The following is a 22,413-nucleotide window of genomic DNA, read 5'->3' on the forward strand; positions in this document are numbered from 1 at the left end:
CTCATGCTATATGTTCTGTTTTTTTAATTTCATCAACACTGATATAGTAACCTTCATCATAATCGAATGAACGATAGATTAAGCAAGCTAAAATACCAACTCCACCGATTGCTGCAAGCCAGAACCAGCTAAATACTAATGCGAAACCTGCAAGACCGAAGAATCCAGACGCAATAATAGGCACACCAGAGTTACTTGGCATGTGAATTGGTTTGATATCTTCTGCTGCTGGTGTAACTGTTTCTCCGCGTTTTTTCATGTACCAGAAAGCATCAGCTTCTTTAATTTCAGGAAGCTTCGCGAAGTTGTAATGTTGTACAGGAGAGTGAGTTGCCCATTCAAGTGTACGACCATCCCATGGATCTCCAGTTGTGTCACGTTCACCGTGACGTGCACTCCAAATTACGTTGTAGCAAAGAAGTAGGAAGCCGATACCCATCATTACCGCACCAACAGATGCGATTTGGTTTAGCCATCCCCATCCAAGACTTTCAGAGTAAGTGTACATACGACGAGTCATACCGTCTAAACCTAAGAAGTACATTGGGAAGAAACAGATGTTGAATCCGCTCATAAAGATCCAGAATGTCCATTTACCTAGGCGTTCATTTAACATATGACCAGTCATTTTTGGATACCAGAATGTGAATCCAGCAAGCATAGCGAATACTGTACCTGCGATTAATACGTAGTGGAAGTGAGCGATTAGGAAGTAGCTGTTATGGTATTGATAATCAGCTGCTGCCATTCCAAGCATAACCCCTGTAACCCCACCGACTACGAAGTTTGGAATAAATGCCAATGACCAAAGCATTGGAACTGTAAAACGAATACGTCCTTTATACAGTGTAAACAACCAGTTAAAGATCTTAACCCCGGTTGGAATCGAAATCGCCATTGTCGAAATCGAGAAGAATGAGTTAACCGCTGGACCTGCACCCATCGTGAAGAAGTGGTGAAGCCATACGACGAAACTTAGTAAAGAAATTGCAACCATTGAGTATACCATCGCACTGTAACCGAATAGACGCTTACGTGAGAATGTACTAATGATTTCAGAGAAAATACCGAATGCCGGTAAAATAACGATATATACTTCAGGGTGACCCCATACCCAGAACAGGTTGGCCCATAACATCGGCATACCGCCGCTCGCCATCGTAAAGAAGTGAGCATCGAATAGACGGTCAAATGTCATTAATGCAAGAGCAACTGTTAATACTGGGAAAGCGAAAATAATGATAATTGTTGTAATTAAGATTGACCAAGTAAACATTGGCATTCTCATTAAAGTCATACCAGGTGTACGCATTTTTAAGATAGTAACAAGGAAGTTAATACCGGTCATTAGCGTACCGAGACCTGAAATCTGTAATGCAATTGCGTAGTAGTTATTTCCTACGCCTGAAGTAAACTCTGTACCTGCCATTGGGAAGTAAGAAGTCCACCCAGCGTCTGGAGAACCACCGATTACGAAAGCGATGTTGAATAACATTGCTCCGACAAAGAATAACCAGAAACTTAAAGCATTTAAGAACGGATATGCAACGTCACGAGCACCAATTTGTAATGGTACTACAAGGTTCATTAATCCCATAACGAATGGCATTGCCATGAAAAGAATCATTACTGTACCATGTGTTGTAAAGATCCCGTTATAGTGTTCAGCGTTTAAATAAGTTGTTTCTGGGAATGTTAATTGTGCACGGATCATTAAACCATCCATACCACCACGGAATAACATGATAACCGCAGAAATAATATACATAGCTCCGATTTTTTTATGGTCAACAGTTGTTAACCATTCGTCCCAAAGCCATTTCCATTTTTTATACTTTGTTAGTACGAAAATGATTGCTAATGTCACAAGAACGATAGAAGCGTCTGCACCGTAAATAATCGGGTCACCTGTGACAAAGAATTCATCAAGCTTCACTGTGTTCACTCCAATCTGTTGGAATAATAGCTATTATTTTTTGTTTTTGTAGTAGTTGTAATCACAATATTCAAGTGATTTTGGATCTACATAACTTAAGTGGTGACTAGAGAATGTCATACGACCAACTACACCAGGTTTAACAATTTCGTTGTACTTAGCTTCTGTTAGTTTAGGAGCAGTTTCTTGTACTTCTTTAACCCACTTGTCATATTTCTCTTTAGTTTTTGCTTCAACTTCGAACTCCATGTGTGTGAATCCTTCACCAGAGAAGTTCGCACTACGGCCTAGGTAAGAACCTGGCTTATCAGCTTGTAAATAAAGATCCATAATCATGCCATCCATTGTGTACTTCATACCACCAAGTTCTGGTACCCAGAAAGCATTCATTGGGCCGACAGAAGTCAGTTTGAATTGAATTGGTACACCAGCTGGGATGTTTAAATAGTTAACGGTTTCAATTTTTTCCTCTGGGTAACTGAATAACCATTTCCAGTTTGCAGATGTAACATAAATTTCAACTGGTTTAATATGTTCGGACTCTTTCGGAACCTCTTCCGAAGCATAAGTTGCTTTTACTGTTGGAATCGATAATGCGATAACGATAATAACAGGAACAAGCGTCCAAATAATTTCTAGTAATGTGTTACCGTGTTGTTCAGGTGGCTCATAGTCCATATTCTCTGGTTTTTCACGATAACGAATCAAGATGACTGTAAACAGAATGAATACAATTGCGATAATTAATGACATAAGCAAGAATGACCAAACAATTAAATCATACTGTGCTTTTGCAACAGGTCCTTGCGGATTTAATACTGCGAGTTTTTTATCACAGCCACCGAGGAACAGAAGTAATGATAACGGAAGAAGTGAAGCCAACTTCCAAAACGCTTTCTTTAGTTGCACGATTGAAAATCTCCTTTCTCCTTGGATTGAAACTATGCCAATAAAACAATATAAACCTATTAATTTATAGAAGGCAATAGTTTTTGATGTATTGTTAAAAAATAGACACAAATGCACACTTTTTAAGGTGAATATCATTTGTAACTTGATTACATTGTAAACTATTTTCCAGAGAAAAACGTGATTGTGAAAATTTTAAGATAAATAAAGTTATACCAGGATATCCAAGAAATAGAAAAAAGCTATCTTATGATAAGAAAGATAGCTGAATATTTTGTATATTTAGTTTATTTCTTGTGTGACAGTTCGTGGCTGTTCAAGTGTGACAATTTTTTTATATTTAACTTGGTATAAAATGTAACAAATAATCATAAATGGAATGCCGCAATAAAGAGCAATTCTTTGATCTGGAATGAAAGCCAAACTAACAAATGTAATGAAATTGAGCGAGAACGCTACGATTGGAACGAGTGGATAGAGCGGTGTACGATATTTTAAATCATTTATGTCGCCACCATTTTTCACGAAATTTCTACGGAAGAAAAACTGTGAAGCGGCGATTGACATCCAAACTACAACGGCAGCCATTGCTGCAATAGATGTTAAAACTAGAAAGACAGTATCTGCCGCAAATACACTTGTTAGTAAGGACAGGCTAGCGAAAATTAGGCTGAAAATTAATGCATTTAGCGGTACACCTTTTTTAGTTAATTTCGTAAATGCTGGACTTGCCATTCCTTGTTTTGCCATCGCCCACAGCATACGAGAATTTGCGTATAGACCAGAGTTAGCAACGGATAATACAGCTGTAATAATAACAAAGTTCATAATGTCTGCTGCATATGGGACACCGGCTACATCAAATACAAGTACAAAGGGACTTTCGACTAGATTAGCCTCTTGCCATGGGAGTAAACCTACAACAACTGATATCGCTAAGACGAAGAAGAAGAGAGTTCGCCAAATTGTATTTTTTATTGCTTTTGGAATTGTTTTTTCAGGATTTTCACTTTCTCCTGAAGCGATTCCAATTAATTCTGTTCCTTGGAAGGAGTAATTTACTGTAATCATCGTAAGAAGAACAGCTAATGTACCGTTTGGAAATAGCCCACCATTTTCAGTGAAATTATGAAGCATTGGAGCTGGCTTTCCATTGAAGTCTAGTAGACCGAACATAACAGCACCACCAAGCACGATGAAAATAACAATTGTCGCGACTTTTACACTTGCGAACCAAAACTCTGCTTCTGCATATGCTTTTGCTGATAAAGCGTTTACAAGGAAGAGTGCTGCTGCAAATGTAACGCACCAAATCCAGGAAGAAACGTCTGGAAACCAGCGTTTCATTAAAATACTTACAGTTGTTAACTCCACGCCAACTGTAACAGCCCAATTTAACCAATACATCCAACCAACAACAAATCCAAAACCAGGTGAAATGAATTTGCTTGCATAACTTTGGAATGAACCTGCTTCTGGCATAGCAACGGATAATTCACCAAGACATAACATCGTTAAATACATAACAAATCCACCGACTAAAAATGCAAGAATAGCACCACCAGGTCCGGCATTATGGACAATTTGACCAGATCCCATAAATAGCCCGGTTCCGATAACACCGCCGAGTGCAATCATAAATAGGTGTCTACTTTTCATTGTTCGTTTTAAATCTGTTTGTTCAATTTGTTGATTCATATGCCCTCACCCCGTATTTTCTTGAATGTGTGAACTTCGTTTTATTCTGAGTTTTTAATCATTAGTGGGGGATGCAACACACACTCGGTTTATTTGCTATGAAATGAATGGAGTATGTAAAAAAACGAACTATGACTAAATACTCTAAGAATGTTTGTTAACATGGTGATATCTTCACTATGTTAACAATTTTGATTTTAGCAAAATATTCTGGAAATGTATATTTATTTTTCTTTTTATTAAAAATAATTAGAATTTTTATAATTCATTCTATGAGCGATAATTCACATGATCTTTCTAGCAAACTAGTAAGAAGAAGGGTACAATGATAAGAGTTGTATCTGTAAAATAATAATTAATGGAGTTTTGTTTATAATGAAAAAGTTAAAATATCTTTTTGTTTTTGGGATTATAATTGCTGCTGCGTTTTTTATAGGGAAAGATAAAATCATGCAAAAGGCGCAAGTTCTACGCCTAGAATTTCTATCTGAAATGAAAGAAGCAGCTATGATTGAAGATGTTCCGTTTATTAAACAATTACCAGAATTACCTCGAGGATGTGAAGTGACAAGTTTAGCTATGTTGCTGCAATATAAAGGTGTACAAGTAGATAAGATGCAACTTGCTAGCGAAATTCATCGTGTTCCATTTGAACAAAATGGTTTGCGTGGAAATCCTTACGAGGGATTTGTGGGAAATATTTATACAAAGGCAGAGCCTGGATATGGTGTGTACAATAAACCAATCTTTGATTTAGCAGAAAAATATGTTCCTGAAAAAGTAATTAATTTAACAGGTAGAGACATGCAAGATATATATAAAGTAATTAGTTCAGGCTCTCCGGTATGGGTCATTATTAATACGACGTTTAAGCCGCTAGCTGAAAGTAGTTTTGAAACATGGAATACGAGTTCAGGCGAAGTGAAAATTACATATTATGAGCATAGTGCAGTAGTAATTGGATATGATCAAAACTTTGTATATGTAAATGATCCTCTTAAAAATAATCCACGTTTGGCTGTTCCGCGAGCAGAATTTGAGAAAGCTTGGGAGCAAATGGGAAAACAAGCAATTACTATTTTATAATAATGAAAAAGTCATCTTTTGGATGGCTTTTTCTTTTTAGTTTATCATCACTGAAAATTCAGAAGATTCTTTTAAAAGTTAACAATTCACGTTATAATAACATTTAACTTGGTGAAGAAGGGGAGAAGAGAAATGGATGTTGCAAAGGAACTTGTTTTGTCAAAAAATCAGTTAGTTGAGTGGAGAAGGCATTTTCATAAGTATCCAGAGTTATCTTTTCAAGAAGAAAAAACATCGCAGTTTGTGTTCGATATACTTCGGAAATTTCCATGTTTAGAAGTGTCACGGCCGACTAAATATAGTGTAATGGCAAAGTTAGTAGGTAAACATCCGGGCAAAACAGTTGCGATTCGCGCCGATATGGATGCTCTTCCTATTCATGAAGAAAATGAGTTTGATTTTATTTCTACATATAAAGGTGTAATGCATGCATGTGGTCATGATGGACATATAGCGATATTACTTGGGGTTGTATATAAGTTAGTAGAAGAAAGAGAGAAGATTAAAGGGGAGATTCGTTTTCTATTCCAACATGCTGAAGAGAATTTTCCTGGTGGTGCAGAGGAGATGGTTGCTGCAGGTGTAATGGAAGGTGTGGATTATATTATTGGTGCTCACCTTTGGGCGTCGTTAGAGGTTGGGAAAATAGGTGTTATTTATGGTCCTGCAATGGCTGCACCGGATGTTTTTAAAATTAAGATAGAGGGAAAAGGTGGACATGCTGGAATCCCTCATGAAACGGTGGATAGTATTGCAATTGGAACACAAGTCGTTTCGCAACTTCAGCAAATTGTATCTCGCCTCACGAATCCATTAGATTCTCTCGTAATATCTGTTACGCAATTTCATGCGGGGACAACTCATAATGTAATACCAGAGCAAGCCGAGATTGAAGGGACAGTGAGAAGTTTAAGACATGAATTACGAGGTGAAACAGAGAAGAAGATTGAGCGGATTGTGAAGCATATTACGGAATCTTACGGAGCGAAATATACATTTTCATATGAATATGGGTATCGACCAGTTGTAAATGACTATGAAGCTACAGAGCTTATTGAACAAACGGCATTACAACTTTATGGAAGGGATAGAGTTGTTCGTTTACAGCCGACGATGGCTGGAGAAGATTTTTCAGCGTTTTTACAAAAGGCACCGGGGACATTCTTTTTTATCGGAGCGGGAAATAAAGAGAAAGGTATTATATATCCTCACCATCACCCTCGTTTTACGATTGACGAAGATGCATTACCGATTGGAGTGGAAGTCTTTGTATCAGCCATTATGAACTTTATAAGTAAAGGAGAATGAGATGAAGAAAATACACATTCTAGCGCTTATCCCAGTTCTTTGTTTAGTAGTTGGGCCAATATTTGCGAATTCAGTTACTCCTTACGTATTAGGGATGCCATTTTTATTATTTTGGGTATTATTATCAGTGTTTATTACATCTTTTTGTATGGGGCTTGTGTACGTGTTTGATCCTGCTAATAAGGAGGATGTAAAATGACTGCATTACTTATCATTATTTTATTTTTGTTTCTCGCACTATTTTTAGGGATTCGGGCACAACATGGAAAAGATATGAATTTAGAGCAATGGTCAGTTGGGGGAAGAGGGTTTGGCACTATTTTTGTTTTTCTCCTTATGGCAGGTGAAATTTATACGACGTTTACATTTTTGGGAGGAAGTGGCTGGGCGTATAGTAAAGGAGCACCTACCTTTTATATTTTAGGCTATGGCGCTTTAGCTTATCTTTTATCGTATTTTTTATTGCCACCGATTTGGAAGTATGCGAAAGAGCATAACCTTGTTTCACAGTCGGATTTTTTTGCGAAGAAATATAGAAGTAAAGCGCTTGGGATTATTGTTTCAATTGTTGGTGTTGTTTCCATCATCCCATATCTTGTTTTACAGTTAAAAGGACTGGGAATTATCGTTTCAGAAGCTTCTTACGGAAGGGTGTCACCTGTTGTTGCGGTTTGGATTGGTGCTATTGTTATAACTATATATGTAATGGTTTCAGGTATACATGGTTCGGCTTGGACGGCCGCTTTGAAGGATATTATGATACTGTTTATCGTTATGTTTTTAGGTATATATTTACCGTATCATTATTATGGAGGATTTCAGCCGATGTTTGAGGCTGTAGAGGCAGCGAAACCGGGATTTTTATCTTTACCTGAAGAAGGAATGAGTATTTCTTGGTTTGTTTCTACTATTATATTAACGGCCCTCGGTTTCTATATGTGGCCTCATACATTTGCTTCTGCTTTTTCTGCAAAAAATGAAAAAGTATTTCGTAAAAATGCAGCAATTATGCCATTGTATTCTTTAGTTTTACTTTTCGTATTTTTTGCAGGATTTGCTGCTATATTACAGGTTCCGGGATTAAAAGGAGCGGATGTAGACCTTTCATTGTTCAGACTTGCTCTTCAAACGTTTGACCCTTGGTTTATTGGAATTATTGGTAGTGCGGGAGTATTAACGGCATTGGTTCCGGGTTCGATGCTTGTTATGGCGGCTTCTACACTGTTAGCGAAAAATATTTATCGAACGATAGTTCCATCTGCTTCAGATAGACAAGTTGCTAAGATGGCAAAATTATTTGTGCCTGTAGTAACGCTCGTGGCAGTTTTATTTACATTTAAAGGAGGAGAAACGATAGGAGCGCTTCTATTAATGGGATACAGTATCGTTACACAACTTTTCCCTGCACTTGTATGTAGTTTGTTTCCACGTCAAATTATTACGAAGCAAGGAGCTATTGCAGGAATGGGAGTTGGGCTATTAGTGGTCGCATATATTACCTTATCTGGTTCAACTATAGCCACGATGTTTCCGAGTTTCCCGCAGTATATAAAAGATTTGAATGTAGGTATAGTCGCATTGTTAATTAATATAATTGTGATGTTTGTAGTCAGTGGATTTACAAAAGGTGTATTTATAAAGAAAAACACTATAATAGTGGAAAAGTAATTCGTTTATCCCGCATTAACAAGCAGTAAGACCCCCACCTCAAAATTCAGCGGAAGCAAAGAAGTTAGGTGGGGGCCTTGCTGCCTGTAAAAGCCCGATTGGTGAGGGGTGATTAAAGTTTTACTTTATTAGAGCTATCTTTGAAAAGAGATAGCTCTTTTTTGTATATATTTTCTTCAATTAGCGGAATCTAACTAAAAACTTGTTGAAAAGGAAGTTAGGTGGGGAAATTGTTAGAGCTTGAAGGTAACTTATTTGAAGTTATGAAAGAAATTAGGGATGAGTTAGGTTCACCTAATGATTTAACAATTAGAGAAGTTGCTCTTGCTGGGAGTTTTACACGTTGTGCGGTTGTGTTTTTATGTGGGTTAACAGACAAGGATAATGTTTATAAATATGTAGTTCGTACTCTTCAATATGAAGAAGTGCAAAATGAAGCGGCTGTCGTTCAGACGTTATTGGACCGTTTTATTTCTATTGCGGAAGTGGGTAAGAAGACAACATTTCCGGATATTATAAATGCGATTTTAGCGGGAGATACAGTTATATTAATTGATAATATTCAAACTGCTATCATTATTAATAGTAGGGCTTGGGAGAAGCGAAGTTTAGAACCACCAGTGACAGAAGATTTAATACGCGGACCGAGAGTTGGATTAAATGAAGATATTAATGTGAATAAAATGTTAATCCGACGCAGCTTACGCGATCCAAAGTTGAGGTTCCAATCTTATATTATGGGGAAGCGATCGCAGAAAGAAGTAACCCTAGTATATATAGAAGATATTATTAATCCTCACATTGTAAAAGAGTTAGATCGCCGTCTTCAATCAATAGTGACAGATGTCGTTTTGGAAACAGGTACGATTGAACAATTAATTCAGGATAATAATTTATCCCCATTTCCACAGTTTTTGAATACAGAGAGGCCTGATAATATTATAGCCTCATTAGCGAAAGGGAAGGCGGCCATTTTAGTAGACGGATCCCCGTTTGCTCTTATTGCACCACTTGTGTTTGTTGATATTTTTCAATCTGTAGAAGATCATTATGAGCGCTGGGTGATTGGAACGTTATTAAGGTTTTTACGTATGGGTTCAGGCATAATTGCGGTTTTGTTACCAGCTATGTATGTAGCACTTGTATCTTATCATCAAGGACTTATTCCTTCTAAATTGGCTTATTCAATTGCAGGTGCGAGGGAAGGTGTTCCGTTTCCTGCATATATTGAAACATTAATGATGGCCTTGACTATGGAATTAATACGAGAAGCTGGAATCCGATTGCCGAAACCGATGGGGCAAACGATAGGGATTGTAGGAGGTCTTGTAATTGGAGAAGCTGCGGTAAATGCAGGGATTGTAAATCCGTTTTTAGTTATTATTATTGCAGTTACTGCGATTGCTACGTTTTCGCTTCCTGTATATAGTATTACGATTACGTTCCGAATTTTACTTTTCGTCTTTGTATTAGCTGCAACGGCTTTTGGACTGTATGGGATTATTCTAGCTCTGATCGCACTTGCTATTCATATTACAAATTTAACAAGTGTTGGTATACCGTATACAACTCCCATTGCTCCTGCATTTTATAAAGATTGGAAAGAAGAATTTATTCGCATGCCAAAATCGATGTTGAAAGATAGACCAGAGTACTTACAAACAAAAGACTCTACAATACGTCCAAAGGAGCGAAAATAAGTGAAACCATTTGAGTATGGCGATGAAGAGATTGGATCTCGGGAAATTGGGTTTGCGGTATCATCGACCATTATTGGTATAGGGGCATTGTCTATGCCAAGAGATATCGCTAACCAAACTTTATTTTCGGACGGTTGGATTATCTTGCTTTTGGGTGGACTGATTTGCGCAGTTTTAGGCTGGTTTGTGACGAGAGTGGCTATCTTATTTCCAAAACAAAATTTTGTTCAATATACGAGTGCGCATTTGACGAAGCCTGTTGCATACACAATTAGTAGTATTTTAGTATTAACTTTTGCTGCTTTGACAGCGTATGAATCGCGAATGATTTCAGTTATTTCTCAAACGTATTTATTTAGTGATACACCAATACAACTACTGTCTTTTTTCTTCTTATTAGTTGTTATTTATGGAATAGCAGGATCAAGAGCAGCCTTATTAAGGTTAAATGTTTTATTCTTGCCTATTGTTTTAATTGCGATAGTACTTCTTTCTTTATTGAATATAAATTTAATGGAAATAAATAATTTACTACCAGCTTTTCAAACGAAAGTAAGTCAATATGCTGTTGGAGTTAAAAATTCTATTTTTACGTTTATTGGATTTGAAGTAGCGTTATTTTATGCAGTTTTGCTGAATAATAAGACAGCGAAAAAAGCGCCAATGGCAGTCGCGAAAGCGGTGATGGTAAACGTGCTGTCATACATTTTAATTTATGTAACTTGTATTAGTGTTTTTACTTATATGACAACACGTGGATTGACATATCCAACAATTGAATTAGGGAAAGAAATTGAAATTGGTGGAGGATTTTTAGAAAGGTTTGATGCGATTTTTTTTACGACTTGGATTATTACTATTTATAACACTACAGCAATGTATTATGACGTCGCATCTTTATTGTTTTGTGCTATGTTTCCGAAAGTGAAGAAACAAATTTTTATTTTCGTAAGTGCCCCTATTATTTTTATGGTGAATATGATACCTAGTAGTTTAAATACTTTATCAAGTTATGGGACTTATTTAGCTTGGATAGATATGGGGTGTGTTGTGTTAGCACCTTTGCTCGTTTTAATTGTATATAAAATAAAAAGAAGGAATGGTGGAAATGAAACACCTTCTTAAAATTATAATGGTTATGGCTTTAACTGGATTTATGAGTGGGTGTTCTGAGTTAGAAGAGATAGAAGAAAGAGGATTTGTAGTAGGAGCGGCTTACGATATTGTGAAGGAGAAGAAAGCGAATCCAATTATGAAAGGGACCTATCAGATGGTACTCCCCAGTAAATTGTCTCAACAGGGTGGACAAGGGGGTGGGGATAGCGAAAATTATATTAATGTTAGTGCAAAAGCAGATAGTGTATTTGAACAAATAAGAATAATCGCCAAAAAAATTAGTCGTACATTATTTTTCCCTCATATACAGGTGATTATTTTCTCTGAAGAATTACTTTCACATCCATACATTTTACAAAATACGTTAGATGTATATATTCGCGATCATGAGATGAGAAGAAATATTCGTTTATTCGTTTCTAATAAAAATGCCGAAGCTATTTTAAAACAAAGTGCCAAGCCTGAAAATTTACCGGCGCAGTATATTGATATGTTAGCTGAACACCCTCCGAAAAATGCCCAAATGATTGAGGCTGCAAGAATTGGTGAGGTGCAGGAAAAGATGATCTCTAACCGAAGTTTTGTATTACCTATTCTGGAACTAACAAAACAAGGAGTACAAATGAACGGTGCAGCATTGTTTCGTGGAAAGGATAATAAGTGTGTAGGCAATTTGAGTGGGGAAGAAACAGTAGGGATGAATTATATAATAGGTAAAAAAATTGGAGGTTTTTTTACCATCCGTAAAAAGAATCAACTTATTACATATGAAATTCATAAGTTACGTCGAAAAATTAAAGTATCCACAACGAATGCTACAAAACCAAAGTTTGATATTCATTTATCTCTGGAAGGCACATTGGCTGAGTTGCATTTTAGTGATCATAAAAAGGTTTTGAATGAAAAGCGTTTAGAGAAGGATATATCGGAAGAAATGGAGAAGCGTATTCAAAAATCAATTAAACTTGTTCAAAAAAAATATAAGGTAGATGTACTAGAGTTAGGGGAAGTGTATAAGCGATATAATTATAAAGAGTGGAAAAAGGTAAGTAAGAATTGGGATCAAGGCGAAAATTACTTTAGTAATGCTGAAATTACTGTTCATGTTCATCCAACAATTGAACATTCAGGTTCAGCTTTACCGAAAAGAGTGAAATAAGGTGATGAAAGTTGTTTACTGGATTAGGAATTAGTTGCACGATATTAATGGCAGTTCTTCCAGGAACTATATATTTTATTCATAAAAAACTCACAACGTATGGAGCACAGCCGTGGAATACTGATGTGCAAAAAAAGAAACCTGAATAATTTCAGGTTTCTTTCGTGCAAAGCATATGTGAAGGGGGATACCTTCTATGTATGCTTTGCTTTATACAAGCCCTAACCAATGTACCAATTGTGTAGAGAGGAATGTAACAACAATGGCGATAACGGTAGGGATTGCAAACGATAAGAATGTCCATTTTGCACTTTTTGTTTCTTTGTATATATTAACAAGTGTTGTTCCGCACGGGAAATGAAGAAGTGAGAACAACATTGTGTTTAACGCTGTTAACCAAGTCCAACCATTTTCTAGGAATAGATTTTTAATTTGATTAAAATCATCTATTTCAGTTAAAGCCCCAGTTGATAAGTAAGACATTAATAAAATTGGGATTACAATTTCATTAGCGGGTAGTCCAAGAATGAATGCAGCTAGAATAAACCCGTCAAGTCCTAACATTTTAGCAAATGGATCTAGGAAGTTTACAAAATACATAAGTAAGCTTGTGTCACCGATAAAAATGTTAGCAAGTAACCAAGTTAATGCAGCCGCAGGGGCAGCAACAACTATAGCTCGTTTTAAAACATAGATTGATTTATCGAGTGTTGCGCGAACAATTGTATTCCAAACTTTTGGCTTGCGGTACGGAGGTAACTCAAGTGTGTAGTGAGTTGGAACCCCTTTTAAGGCTGTTTTTGATAGTACCCAAGAAACGGTTAATGTCATAATAACACCAATTACAACCATTCCAACTACAACACCAGCAGTAACCAATGTTTGCATACTGCCTGTATAACCAGCAGCCATAAATAGTGAAGCCATTAAAATTAACATAGGCCAGCGACCGTTACAAGGAACGAAGTTGTTCGTTAAAATTGCTAGCATACGTTCACGTGGTGATTCAATGATACGTGTTGACATAATGGCTGCTGCATTACAACCAAATCCCATTGCCATTGTTAAAGATTGTTTCCCGTGTGCGCCGGATCGTTTGAATAAGCGGTCCATATTAAACGCGACACGTGGTAAGTATCCGTAGTTTTCTAATAGCGCGAACATAGGGAAAAAGATTGCCATAGGTGGTAACATAACGCTAATAACAGCACCGATACCACGGAACAAACCAAGTATTAAAATGCCATGTAACCATTCAGGTGCATGCGCTGCTTGGAACCAAGATGTTAAATATCCTTCGGCCCATCCGAAGAATTCGGCAATCATATCAGATGGTACGTTAGCGCCTGCAATTGTAAGATAAAAAATAATAGATAAAATACCGAGCATAATTGGGAATCCCCAGATTGGAGATGTGAAAATTTTATCTAGTTTTTCGGAACGATATAATTTATCAGTATTTGTATATTGGATGGATTCTTTACATATGCTTGCTGATGTTCGGTAAATATCTCCGACTATATCATCTCGTATATCTTCTTTTGAAAGTGTTTGTGCATGTTGAATAATATAGTCTAATGGAAGAGCTTTACTGGCTGAGTGAGATTCCATTAATTACGACCTCCCTTACAAGTGGTTCATTATGGTGTTTTTGAAGTGTAGTTAAGAAATTTTTATCTCCATCTAATATACGTAACGTAATCCAACGTGCTGGATACGTATCACCGAATACTTTATAAATTTGTGGCTCTAATTCCTGAATCATATTTTCGATTTTTTCGCTGTAAGTAATTTTAATTGGTGTTGGAATTAGTTTTTTATTTGCTACTTTTGCAATAACATTTAGCAAATGACCAATACCTACTCGGTTACGTGCTGAAATTTTAACGACAGGCACACCAAGTGATTTTGCTAATTTCTTTTCATCGATAACAATCCCTTTTTTCTCGGCTTCATCAATTAAGTTAATGCAAATGACTACATTATTTGTCATCTCCATCACCTGGAGTGCTAAATTTAAATTTCTTTCCATAGCAGTTGCGTCTATAACAACTACAGTTACTTCTGGTTTTTCAAATATAATATAATCCCTTGCTACTTCTTCGTCTGCGGAATTTGAGTATAGTGAGTAAGTTCCAGGTAAATCTATTAATGTATAATTACTTCCGTTATGTTCATATTCTCCTTCAGCTTTTAAAACAGTTTTTCCCGTCCAGTTTCCAGTATGTTGTTTTAAGCCTGTTAAAGTATTAAATAATGTACTTTTCCCTGTATTCGGGTTACCAGCTAAAGCGATACGATGTTTGCTCATCTGAAATCATCTCCTATTAATACCCCGAAAATAAGGGAGCTTTCTTCTTTACGCAGTGCAATAGTTGTGTTGCTCACTTGATAAGCGACCGGATCTCCAAGTGGACTGCGTTGCAATACTTTAATCGTCGCCCCCGGGATAAATCCCAAATCTAATAAGCGTCGTTTCATAGTTCCTTCTAATTGTATCTTCTCAATTTGTACAAACTCTCCTATTTTAAATTCGGAAAGTGGTTTTATATTAGCCGATACCATAAAAGTTACCTCATCTCTATATTTTTAGTTTGAGTTTAAAAAGTTTCCTTAGGTAAACTTTTTGTTAGTAATATAGTAGACTACATTGGATGATGCTGTCAATTGGTACTTTAAAAATATTCATTTAATTTTAGAATTGTTCCAATTTATTTAGTTGTACTAAAAAATATTACTGAAATTCTTTTTTATGTGCATAAATTAGGCGTGTAAAAGTTACAAAATACAGCGGAATTGTAAATATAACTTTAATTAAAAGGGAAAAAGAGAGAAAAACATTTACATTGGATTTACATTGTTAAGAATAAATTTACATTACAGCTTAAATAGTGTGGATTTTGTTGGGTTCTTTAACTATAAATGTTGGGATTCCTAGTTTTTAAGGATTATTATCGTCATTTACTTAAAATTAAAAATTGCTTAACACTTACATAATATTATTGTCCTACAATGAATTTGTGTTCGAAAGAAGTAGACAAATGTGAAAAGTGATAATCCAAATGGGGGTACAAGACATGGTTATGAAAAAGGGTATTAAATTTTCTTTAGCAGCTTTAGTGGTAGCGGGTTCATTAGTGGGATGTGGAAAAGCAGAAGAGACATCAGGTAAAGATGCTAAAGGAAACGATAATGCAAAACAAGAATTGTCAGGTACGATAGCAGCTGCAGGCTCTACAGCACTTCAACCTCTTGCAGAGGAAGCTGGAAAGAAATTTATGGAGAAAAATTCAAACGTTTCTATTCAAGTGCAAGGTGGCGGTAGTGGAACTGGAATTAACCAAGTAGCTTCTGGTGCAGTCCAAATTGGTAACTCAGATGTTCCATCTGCAGATAAAATAAAAGATGCTAATAAGGCGAAAGAATTAGTAGATAACAAGGTAGCGGGTATTGCATTCGCACTTGTCGTAAATAAAGATGTAAAAGTTGATAACTTAACAGTACAACAAGTACAAGATATCTTCACTGGAAAAGTAACAAACTGGAAAGAAGTAGGCGGGAAAGATGAAAAAATCAACGTGATTAATCGTCCAGCTTCTTCTGGTACACGTGCTACATTTGAAAAAACAATTATGAAAGACGCGAAAATCAATGATGGAACTGGTACTACACAAGATTCTAACGGTGCAGTAGAACAAGCGATTAACTCTACTCCAGGTTCAGTAAGTTATTTAGCGATGTCTTACATGGTTGGCGAGAAAAAAGGTGCGCTACAAACAGTAAAAATTGATGGTGCTGAACCAAAAGTTGAAAACATTGCGTCTGGTAAATATCCATTTTGGTCTTACGAGTACATGGTAACGAAAGGTGAGGCAAAAGAAGCAACAAAAGCTTACATTGACTATGTAAAAGGTAAAGATTTTGAAAAGCAAGTAGAAGATATGGGTTATATTCCAATGTCTAAATTAAATAAGTAATAAAATTTATGGGGCTGGCTGCAAGGCCAGTCCTGTTCATTTCAATTTATGAAGTGGGGTCTGTCCTGTGATGAAGGGGAAAAAACAAATTAATTACGTAAAAAGTGAATATATAGGAAGATCACTTGTTACGTTTTGTGGTATTTTTATTGTTTTAATTACATTAGCTATTATTGCGTTTATTTGTGGTAAAGGTATTCAATCTTTTACACAAAGTGGTATCTCATTTACTGAGATGTTAACATCGACAAAATGGAATCCAAATGCTGATCAAGGATCCTTCGGGGCTTTAATTTTCATTGTAGGTTCAACGGTGGTTTCGTTAGGTGCGGTCATTATTAGTGCACCAATTGCTATAGCTCTTGCTATATTCATGAATTTAATTTCGCCAAAGTTTGGAAATAAAGTATTGAAGCCTGTTTTAGAATTATTAGTTGGTATTCCTTCGGTTGTATACGGATTATTAGGGGTTACGATTTTAGTGCCACTATTACGTGATTCGTTTGGGGGAGTAGGCTTTAGTTTAATTGCGGGTATTGTTGTATTAAGTATTATGATTTTGCCAACTATTGCTAGTATCGCTTCTGATGCAATACGTTCTGTTCCATTTGATTATTTAGAAGCTTCTTATGGTCTAGGATCAACGAAATGGCAAGCGATTAGCCGAGTAATTGTTCCTGCTGCGAAGAAAGGGATTTTAACAGGTGTTGTTTTAGGTTTAGCGCGTGCTTTTGGTGAAGCGCTAGCGGTTCAAATGGTAATCGGGAATACGATTAAATTACCAGAAGGAATATACAGTCCAACAGCGACGTTAACTGGTATTTTAACAATGGACATGACAAATACATTAAACGGAACTGCTTGGAACAATGCGCTATGGACTTTAGCAATGATTTTACTTGTTATTTCATTCCTGTTTATTTTAGTAATTCGAGCGATTGGGCAAAGAGGTGAGCGATAATAATGAATGCAAGAACGGTAAATAAAGTTTGGACAGGTATCTTTTATACGATTGCAGCTTTAGTTGTAGCTTTGCTAGTGTTCTTAGTGTTTGAAATTTTACAAAAGGGATGGGGTTTTTGGGATCCTAATTTCTTGTTTGGAGAACCAAGTAATACAAGAGCTGGTGGTGGGATTGGTCCGCAGTTATTCAATTCCTTCTATATGCTTGTTATAACGCTTATTATATCTATTCCTCTTGGATTAGGTGCTGGAATATATTTAGCAGAGTATGCAAAGCAAGGACGTTTTTTAAACTTTGTTCGTTTATGTATCGAGACAATGGCATCTTTACCTTCTATTGTTGTTGGTTTATTCGGTTTGTTAGTGTTCGTTACAATGACTGGTTGGGGATATACAGTAATGGGTGGTGCCCTTGCTTTAACTATTTTAAACTTACCGGGCTTAACGCGTGTTTGTGAAAATGCGATTTCAGAAGTTCCTTCTAATGTGAAAGAAGCAAGTCTTGGGCTAGGTGCAACGAAGTGGCAAACGATCACTCGTATTATTATTCCGTCGTCATTACCACAAATCATTACAGGTGTTATTTTAGCTGCGGGTCGTATATTTGGTGAAGCAGCGGCATTAATTTATACAGCGGGTTTAACATCTCCGATTTTAAATTCAGCAGCGGACTTCTCAAGTCCTGCTCATCCTTTAAATCCATTTAGACCAGCTGAAACGTTAGCGGTTCACATTTGGAAGTTAAATTCTGAAGGAATTATCCCGGATGCGAAGTTAATTGCGACAAAATCTGCAGCTGTATTAATTATTATGGTATTACTATTCAATGTTATTTCACGCTTAGTAGCATCTATATTACACAAGCGCTTTACAGGAACGAAAAGAAAAAGTAAAACGACGAAAAAGGTAAAAGCGGCATAAATTATAAAGAAGAACTCTCTACTTATAGATAGGGGGTTCTTTTGTATTTTAATTATAGAAGGAAAGGGCGTAACGATTGTTGAATTTGTGATTAATTATATAGACGAACAGATGTAATTTAGATTGTGGATTCTAGTGAATCTCTAGAACGGTATGCGGAAAAAATGATGGATTATATGAGTAGGTAGAGAAAAAGGGTTATCTTCATTCGTGAAGATAACCCTTTTCTTTTAAATATCAGGTGTTTCTGTAGAAGTGCTTATTTTTCTACGGGAGCGTCTTTTTCTCCCGATTTTATCTAATAGTTCATACATAACTGGAACAACTACTAATGTAAGAACAGTTGAGACTGCCAAACCACCGATGACAACGACGGCTAAACTTTTTGATACCATACTCCCTGCTTGGGATTGGCCAAATAAAAGTGGGAGCATAGCAACGATTGTTGTAATAGCTGTCATAATAATTGGGCGTAGTCTAGTAGAACCTGCTTCAAGTAAGGCTTCTCTTGTTTCCATTCCGTGTTCCCGATTTTGTTGGACTCTTTCTATTAATACAATAGCGTTTGTAACAACAATCCCGATTAACATTAATGCGCCGATTAAGGAATTTACATCAACAGGTGTTCGTGAAACGATTAAGCCTAAAATACCACCGACAGCAGCTAACGGTAAGGAGAATAGGATTGCAAAAGGAGCACGTGCTTGCCCGAAGGTGATAACCATAATTAAATATACAATCCCTATTGCAATCCCCATAATTTTGAATAAATCTGTAAAATTCTCTTGCATAGATTCAGTAGCTCCTGCGATATTGACTTTTGCACCACTAGGTAAATCTAAGTCAGTTATCGCTTTATTTACTGCTGTGTTTACTTTACTCAAATCTTCATTTGAAGCTTCGGCTGTAATTTGGATTGTTTCTTTTCCGTCTTTATGGAAAATTTCTGTTTGCGTTTGTTTTTCTGAAATAGTTGCGATGTCTTTTAAAGGTATTGGGCCATTAATAGGTGATAGTATGTTTGTATTTAAAATATCTTCTTGTTTATTAATGTTTTCTTTTTTGTGTTCTATCATAATAGTAGTTTTTTCATTATTAATTGTAATTTCGCCAATAGGTGATTTCTTCATAAGGAATGCTACTTGTTGCGCAGCTATTTCTGGTGTTAAACCTAGTTGTTCAGCCTTTGTTTGATCAATATGAATTTGCCATTCTTTCTTAGAGTCTTCTAAATTTGTTTTTACTTTAGAAAGATCATCCATGCTTTTTAGTTTTGTTTCAACGATAGTAGCCGCCTCTTTTAAATCCGCTTCGTTAGTAGCTGTTACGTTAAATTGTAAGTTATTGCCGCCGCCAGAACTTGAATAACTTGTTTTTATATAATCAAGTTCAGCAGGCTCAAAAGTTTTATTTTCCTTTTTTAACTCTTTAATATATTGATCAATATCAGAACCTTTTTTAAAGACTACGAATATACTAGCAAGGTTATTTTTAGTTGTTTGCCCCCATTGTGCATCTTCTGCGCTAGATCCCATTCGTAAAATAACGTCTGTTATATCTGAATTAGAAAGTAATTTCTTTTCAAAATCAAATGCTTTTTGTTTTTGAGATTCAGCATTATAATCGGCTGGAAATGTCATGTTAATAGATAACATTGTGTCGTCTTCAGATTTTATGTTTGCTTTCGGTAGTAATATATAGGCCGCAATTGATCCTGCAAATAATAAAAATGAAGTAAGTAGAATAATGAATTTATGAGAAAGAGCCCACTTTAATGTAGCGACATATCGTGATGAAGAACTTGGCTTTCGATGCTTTGTTTTTTTGAGTAGTAAAAAAGCCATAAGTGGAACAACTGTTAGTGCAACGATTAAGGATGATAGTATAGAATATACAACTGCTAATACCATAGGTAACATTAATTTTCCGATTGCTCCTGATACGAGGCCGATAGGTAAAAAAACAGCGACCGTTGTTAAAGTAGAAGAAGTAATTGCGACTGCGACTTCTTTCGTTGCATCGAGAATGATATCTTTAGAGAAAGAATCTTTTTGTAAACGGCGGAAAATATTCTCGATGACAACGATACTATCATCGACGAGACGTCCAACCGCAACAGCTAAACCACCGAGGGTTAAAATGTTAAGCGTAATGTTAGATTGATGTAGTAAAAAGAGTGTTAATAAAATAGATAATGGAATACTGACAACAGCGATGAGTGTTGTTCGGAAGTTACGTAAAAAGATTAAGATAATTAGAGTTGCAGCGATTGCTCCAAGTATTACTTCTTTTCCCATGCTAGTAACAGCATTTTCAACTTGTTCATGGGTTGAAGCCAAAAGTTTAATAGAAAATTGATTTTTATATTCCTTATCTATCTCTTTAACTTTTTTATCAATCTCTTTTCCAATGGCAACTGCATTTTTACTTGGCTCTTTCATGATGATTAATCCTGTGCCTTCTTCTCCGTTTATATGTGAGATTGTATCGTAGTGTTGTTTAATTTCAATTTGAGCAATGTCTTGCAATTTCACTTGGGGTGCCACAGTGATGTTTTTAATGTCATTTACATTTTTTATGTCCCCAATGACGCGGAGGTTGTATTCTTCCTGATTAACAGTAATTGCCCCAGCTGGAGTAGAAGTTTCTTTTCCTTGTAAAACAGTTAATATCTGCTGTGATGTTACGTTTTTGTTTTTTAATTGGTTCGGATCAAGTACGATAGATAATTCAGAGGTGGATTTTCCGAAAAACATAACGTTGGCAACACCATCAATGTTTTCGAGTTGTGGTACGATTTCTTTTTCAATTTGTTTTTCATCTGTTTTTGAAAAACCGTTTTGTTTCTGGATAGTAATTTGAGCGAGTGGAATCATAGAAGTGTTTAATTGACTAACTACGGGCTTGGTTACATCTTTAGGTAATTTAATTGTATTGACGGCTTTTTCGACTTCGCGTGCTGCATCTTTCATGTTTGCTTTTGATGTATACGCAATGTCGATACGTGATAATCCCTCGTATGTAGAAGAAGTAATGGTGTCGACGTGCTCTAAATTGCGAAATTGTTTTTCGAGAGGATCAGTTACATCTTTTGTCATCGTTTCAGCGTCGAGTCCTTGAGATAAGGTTGTGACGGTAATTGCTGGATTGTCGATACTTGGTAAAAATTCCATAGGTAATTTAGAGCCGGAATAAACACCGAGTATGGAAATGAGAAAAATCATGATGATAATGGCAGCTCGGTTTTTTAATGAAAACTTTGTTAACCTATCCATAAAATAATTCCTCCATTGGTTTATTTATAGTTGAGTGCGTCCTTTCTTACTATATAACAAAAAATGGATATTTTTCATCAATTAAATGTAAAAAAATTCTAACAATATCCTTAAGTTTATATTAGGGTTGGAATGTTGTTAATTTGTAGGGAGATAAATTTTGAATGAGAAGGAAGGGGATAATGCGCGCGAGTGGTTGTTTAATGTAGATGGGATTTTTTCTTACGGCTAATTTGTATGGTTATTTTATAGAAGGATAATTATTATAAACTTTAATATAGAAGAGAATGAACATTTGGGAAGGCATTGTGAAATACAATTTGGTTGAACGGAGTGTATTAGCATACAATTAAAATAACTATTTTCAGTAGTAAGGATAATAGTTATTTCTATAGAAGAAATTAGGGTAGATAATTTTTTTTATGTTTTTTATAAAAACACTTGTTATTTGAAAATCATGATGGTATATTAATAAACGTCGCTGATGCGGAAACGCAGAAAACGACAAAAAAGAAATTTTAAAACTTAGTTGACATCGAAAAATGAAGATGTTAATATGATGAAGTCGCTTCTGAAGCGGTGGACAAGTTCTTTGAAAACTGAACGAAACAAACAACGTGAAACGTCAATTTTTATTTTAGATGCTAGACAAACTAACTTTATTGGAGAGTTTGATCCTGGCTCAGGATGAACGCTG

General features: G+C 36.0%; 18 protein-coding genes. 11 read left to right on the top strand and 7 right to left on the bottom strand.

Translation table 11 applies throughout. From position 1 onward, the window contains the following. Window position 1: 1 nt before the first annotated feature. From qoxB to ACTFRY_RS27170, 3 genes are all read right to left on the bottom strand, one after another. On the bottom strand, window positions 2-1,936 hold the full coding sequence (qoxB, locus tag ACTFRY_RS27160) for a cytochrome aa3 quinol oxidase subunit I (protein ID WP_000762367.1): 1,935 nt from the start codon (window positions 1,934-1,936) through the stop codon (window positions 2-4). A gap of 33 nt (window positions 1,937-1,969) precedes the next feature. Then, window positions 1,970-2,845: a cytochrome aa3 quinol oxidase subunit II gene (locus ACTFRY_RS27165; protein ID WP_001176162.1), complete on the bottom strand. Its 876-nt coding sequence runs from the start codon at window positions 2,843-2,845 to the stop codon at window positions 1,970-1,972. A 282-nt stretch (window positions 2,846-3,127) separates the two neighbouring features. Next, window positions 3,128-4,543 carry an amino acid permease gene (locus ACTFRY_RS27170; RefSeq protein ID WP_098616434.1) on the bottom strand — a complete coding sequence of 472 codons (1,416 nt, stop codon included), beginning with the start codon at window positions 4,541-4,543 and terminating at the stop codon, window positions 3,128-3,130. Between the two features lie 375 nt (window positions 4,544-4,918). On the opposite strand from ACTFRY_RS27170, the gene ACTFRY_RS27175 reads away from it, so the two are divergent. From ACTFRY_RS27175 to ACTFRY_RS27210, 8 genes are all read left to right on the top strand, one after another. Continuing rightward, a complete protein-coding gene (locus tag ACTFRY_RS27175; protein WP_000734482.1) occupies window positions 4,919-5,629 on the top strand; it encodes a C39 family peptidase in 711 nt (236 codons plus the stop codon). Between the two features lie 132 nt (window positions 5,630-5,761). Then, a complete protein-coding gene (locus ACTFRY_RS27180; RefSeq protein ID WP_000382124.1) occupies window positions 5,762-6,937 on the top strand; it encodes an amidohydrolase in 1,176 nt (391 codons plus the stop codon). A gap of 1 nt (window position 6,938) precedes the next feature. Next, a complete protein-coding gene (locus ACTFRY_RS27185) occupies window positions 6,939-7,136 on the top strand; it encodes a DUF3311 domain-containing protein (protein ID WP_000719833.1) in 198 nt (65 codons plus the stop codon). Continuing rightward, entirely contained in the window at window positions 7,133-8,605 is a 1,473-nt protein-coding gene (locus tag ACTFRY_RS27190) for a sodium:solute symporter family protein (protein ID WP_000125930.1), read from the top strand. The genes ACTFRY_RS27185 and ACTFRY_RS27190 overlap by 4 nt, the downstream gene beginning before the upstream one ends. Window positions 8,606-8,826: 221 nt before the next feature. Continuing rightward, entirely contained in the window at window positions 8,827-10,305 is a 1,479-nt protein-coding gene (gene gerLA / locus ACTFRY_RS27195) for a spore germination protein GerLA (protein ID WP_001999095.1), read from the top strand. Then, the gene (gene gerLB, locus ACTFRY_RS27200) at window positions 10,306-11,430 is read left to right on the top strand and encodes a spore germination protein GerLB (RefSeq protein ID WP_098616433.1); all 1,125 of its coding nucleotides are present in this window, start codon (window positions 10,306-10,308) and stop codon (window positions 11,428-11,430) included. Then, window positions 11,414-12,580, top strand: coding sequence for a spore germination protein GerLC (gene gerLC / locus ACTFRY_RS27205; protein WP_137074399.1), 1,167 nt, complete (start codon window positions 11,414-11,416; stop codon window positions 12,578-12,580). Before gerLB ends, gerLC begins: the two co-directional genes overlap by 17 nt. A gap of 11 nt (window positions 12,581-12,591) precedes the next feature. Continuing rightward, on the top strand, window positions 12,592-12,729 hold the full coding sequence (locus ACTFRY_RS27210) for a hypothetical protein (RefSeq protein WP_000493997.1): 138 nt from the start codon (window positions 12,592-12,594) through the stop codon (window positions 12,727-12,729). A gap of 61 nt (window positions 12,730-12,790) precedes the next feature. Here ACTFRY_RS27210 and ACTFRY_RS27215 read toward each other — a convergent pair whose 3' ends face one another. From ACTFRY_RS27215 to ACTFRY_RS27225, 3 genes are read right to left on the bottom strand one after another with little or no spacing between them, the layout of a single operon-like run. Beyond that, on the bottom strand, window positions 12,791-14,191 hold the full coding sequence (locus ACTFRY_RS27215) for a nucleoside recognition domain-containing protein (RefSeq protein ID WP_000443591.1): 1,401 nt from the start codon (window positions 14,189-14,191) through the stop codon (window positions 12,791-12,793). Beyond that, window positions 14,169-14,891 (bottom strand): FeoB small GTPase domain-containing protein, encoded by a 723-nt coding sequence (locus tag ACTFRY_RS27220; RefSeq protein ID WP_000033866.1) that lies wholly within the window; start codon window positions 14,889-14,891, stop codon window positions 14,169-14,171. Before ACTFRY_RS27220 ends, ACTFRY_RS27215 begins: the two co-directional genes overlap by 23 nt. Beyond that, the gene (locus ACTFRY_RS27225) at window positions 14,888-15,145 is read right to left on the bottom strand and encodes a FeoA family protein (RefSeq protein WP_000252982.1); all 258 of its coding nucleotides are present in this window, start codon (window positions 15,143-15,145) and stop codon (window positions 14,888-14,890) included. The genes ACTFRY_RS27220 and ACTFRY_RS27225 overlap by 4 nt, the downstream gene beginning before the upstream one ends. A gap of 512 nt (window positions 15,146-15,657) precedes the next feature. Here ACTFRY_RS27225 and ACTFRY_RS27230 point away from each other — a divergent pair. From ACTFRY_RS27230 to pstA, 3 genes are all read left to right on the top strand, one after another. After that, window positions 15,658-16,557 carry a phosphate ABC transporter substrate-binding protein PstS gene (locus ACTFRY_RS27230; protein ID WP_000245116.1) on the top strand — a complete coding sequence of 300 codons (900 nt, stop codon included), beginning with the start codon at window positions 15,658-15,660 and terminating at the stop codon, window positions 16,555-16,557. Window positions 16,558-16,627: 70 nt separating this feature from the next. Beyond that, a complete protein-coding gene (gene pstC / locus ACTFRY_RS27235; RefSeq protein WP_000676676.1) occupies window positions 16,628-17,518 on the top strand; it encodes a phosphate ABC transporter permease subunit PstC in 891 nt (296 codons plus the stop codon). A gap of 2 nt (window positions 17,519-17,520) precedes the next feature. Next, on the top strand, window positions 17,521-18,441 hold the full coding sequence (pstA, locus tag ACTFRY_RS27240) for a phosphate ABC transporter permease PstA (RefSeq protein ID WP_000994155.1): 921 nt from the start codon (window positions 17,521-17,523) through the stop codon (window positions 18,439-18,441). A gap of 230 nt (window positions 18,442-18,671) precedes the next feature. Here the strand turns inward: pstA and ACTFRY_RS27245 are convergent, their stop codons facing one another. Next, entirely contained in the window at window positions 18,672-21,716 is a 3,045-nt protein-coding gene (locus ACTFRY_RS27245) for an efflux RND transporter permease subunit (protein WP_098616431.1), read from the bottom strand. Window positions 21,717-22,413: the final 697 nt, after the last annotated feature.

The sequence above is a fragment of the Bacillus cereus group sp. MYBK195-1 genome (assembly GCF_051916605.1).
Classification (GTDB): Bacteria; Bacillota; Bacilli; order Bacillales; family Bacillaceae_G; genus Bacillus_A; species Bacillus_A cereus.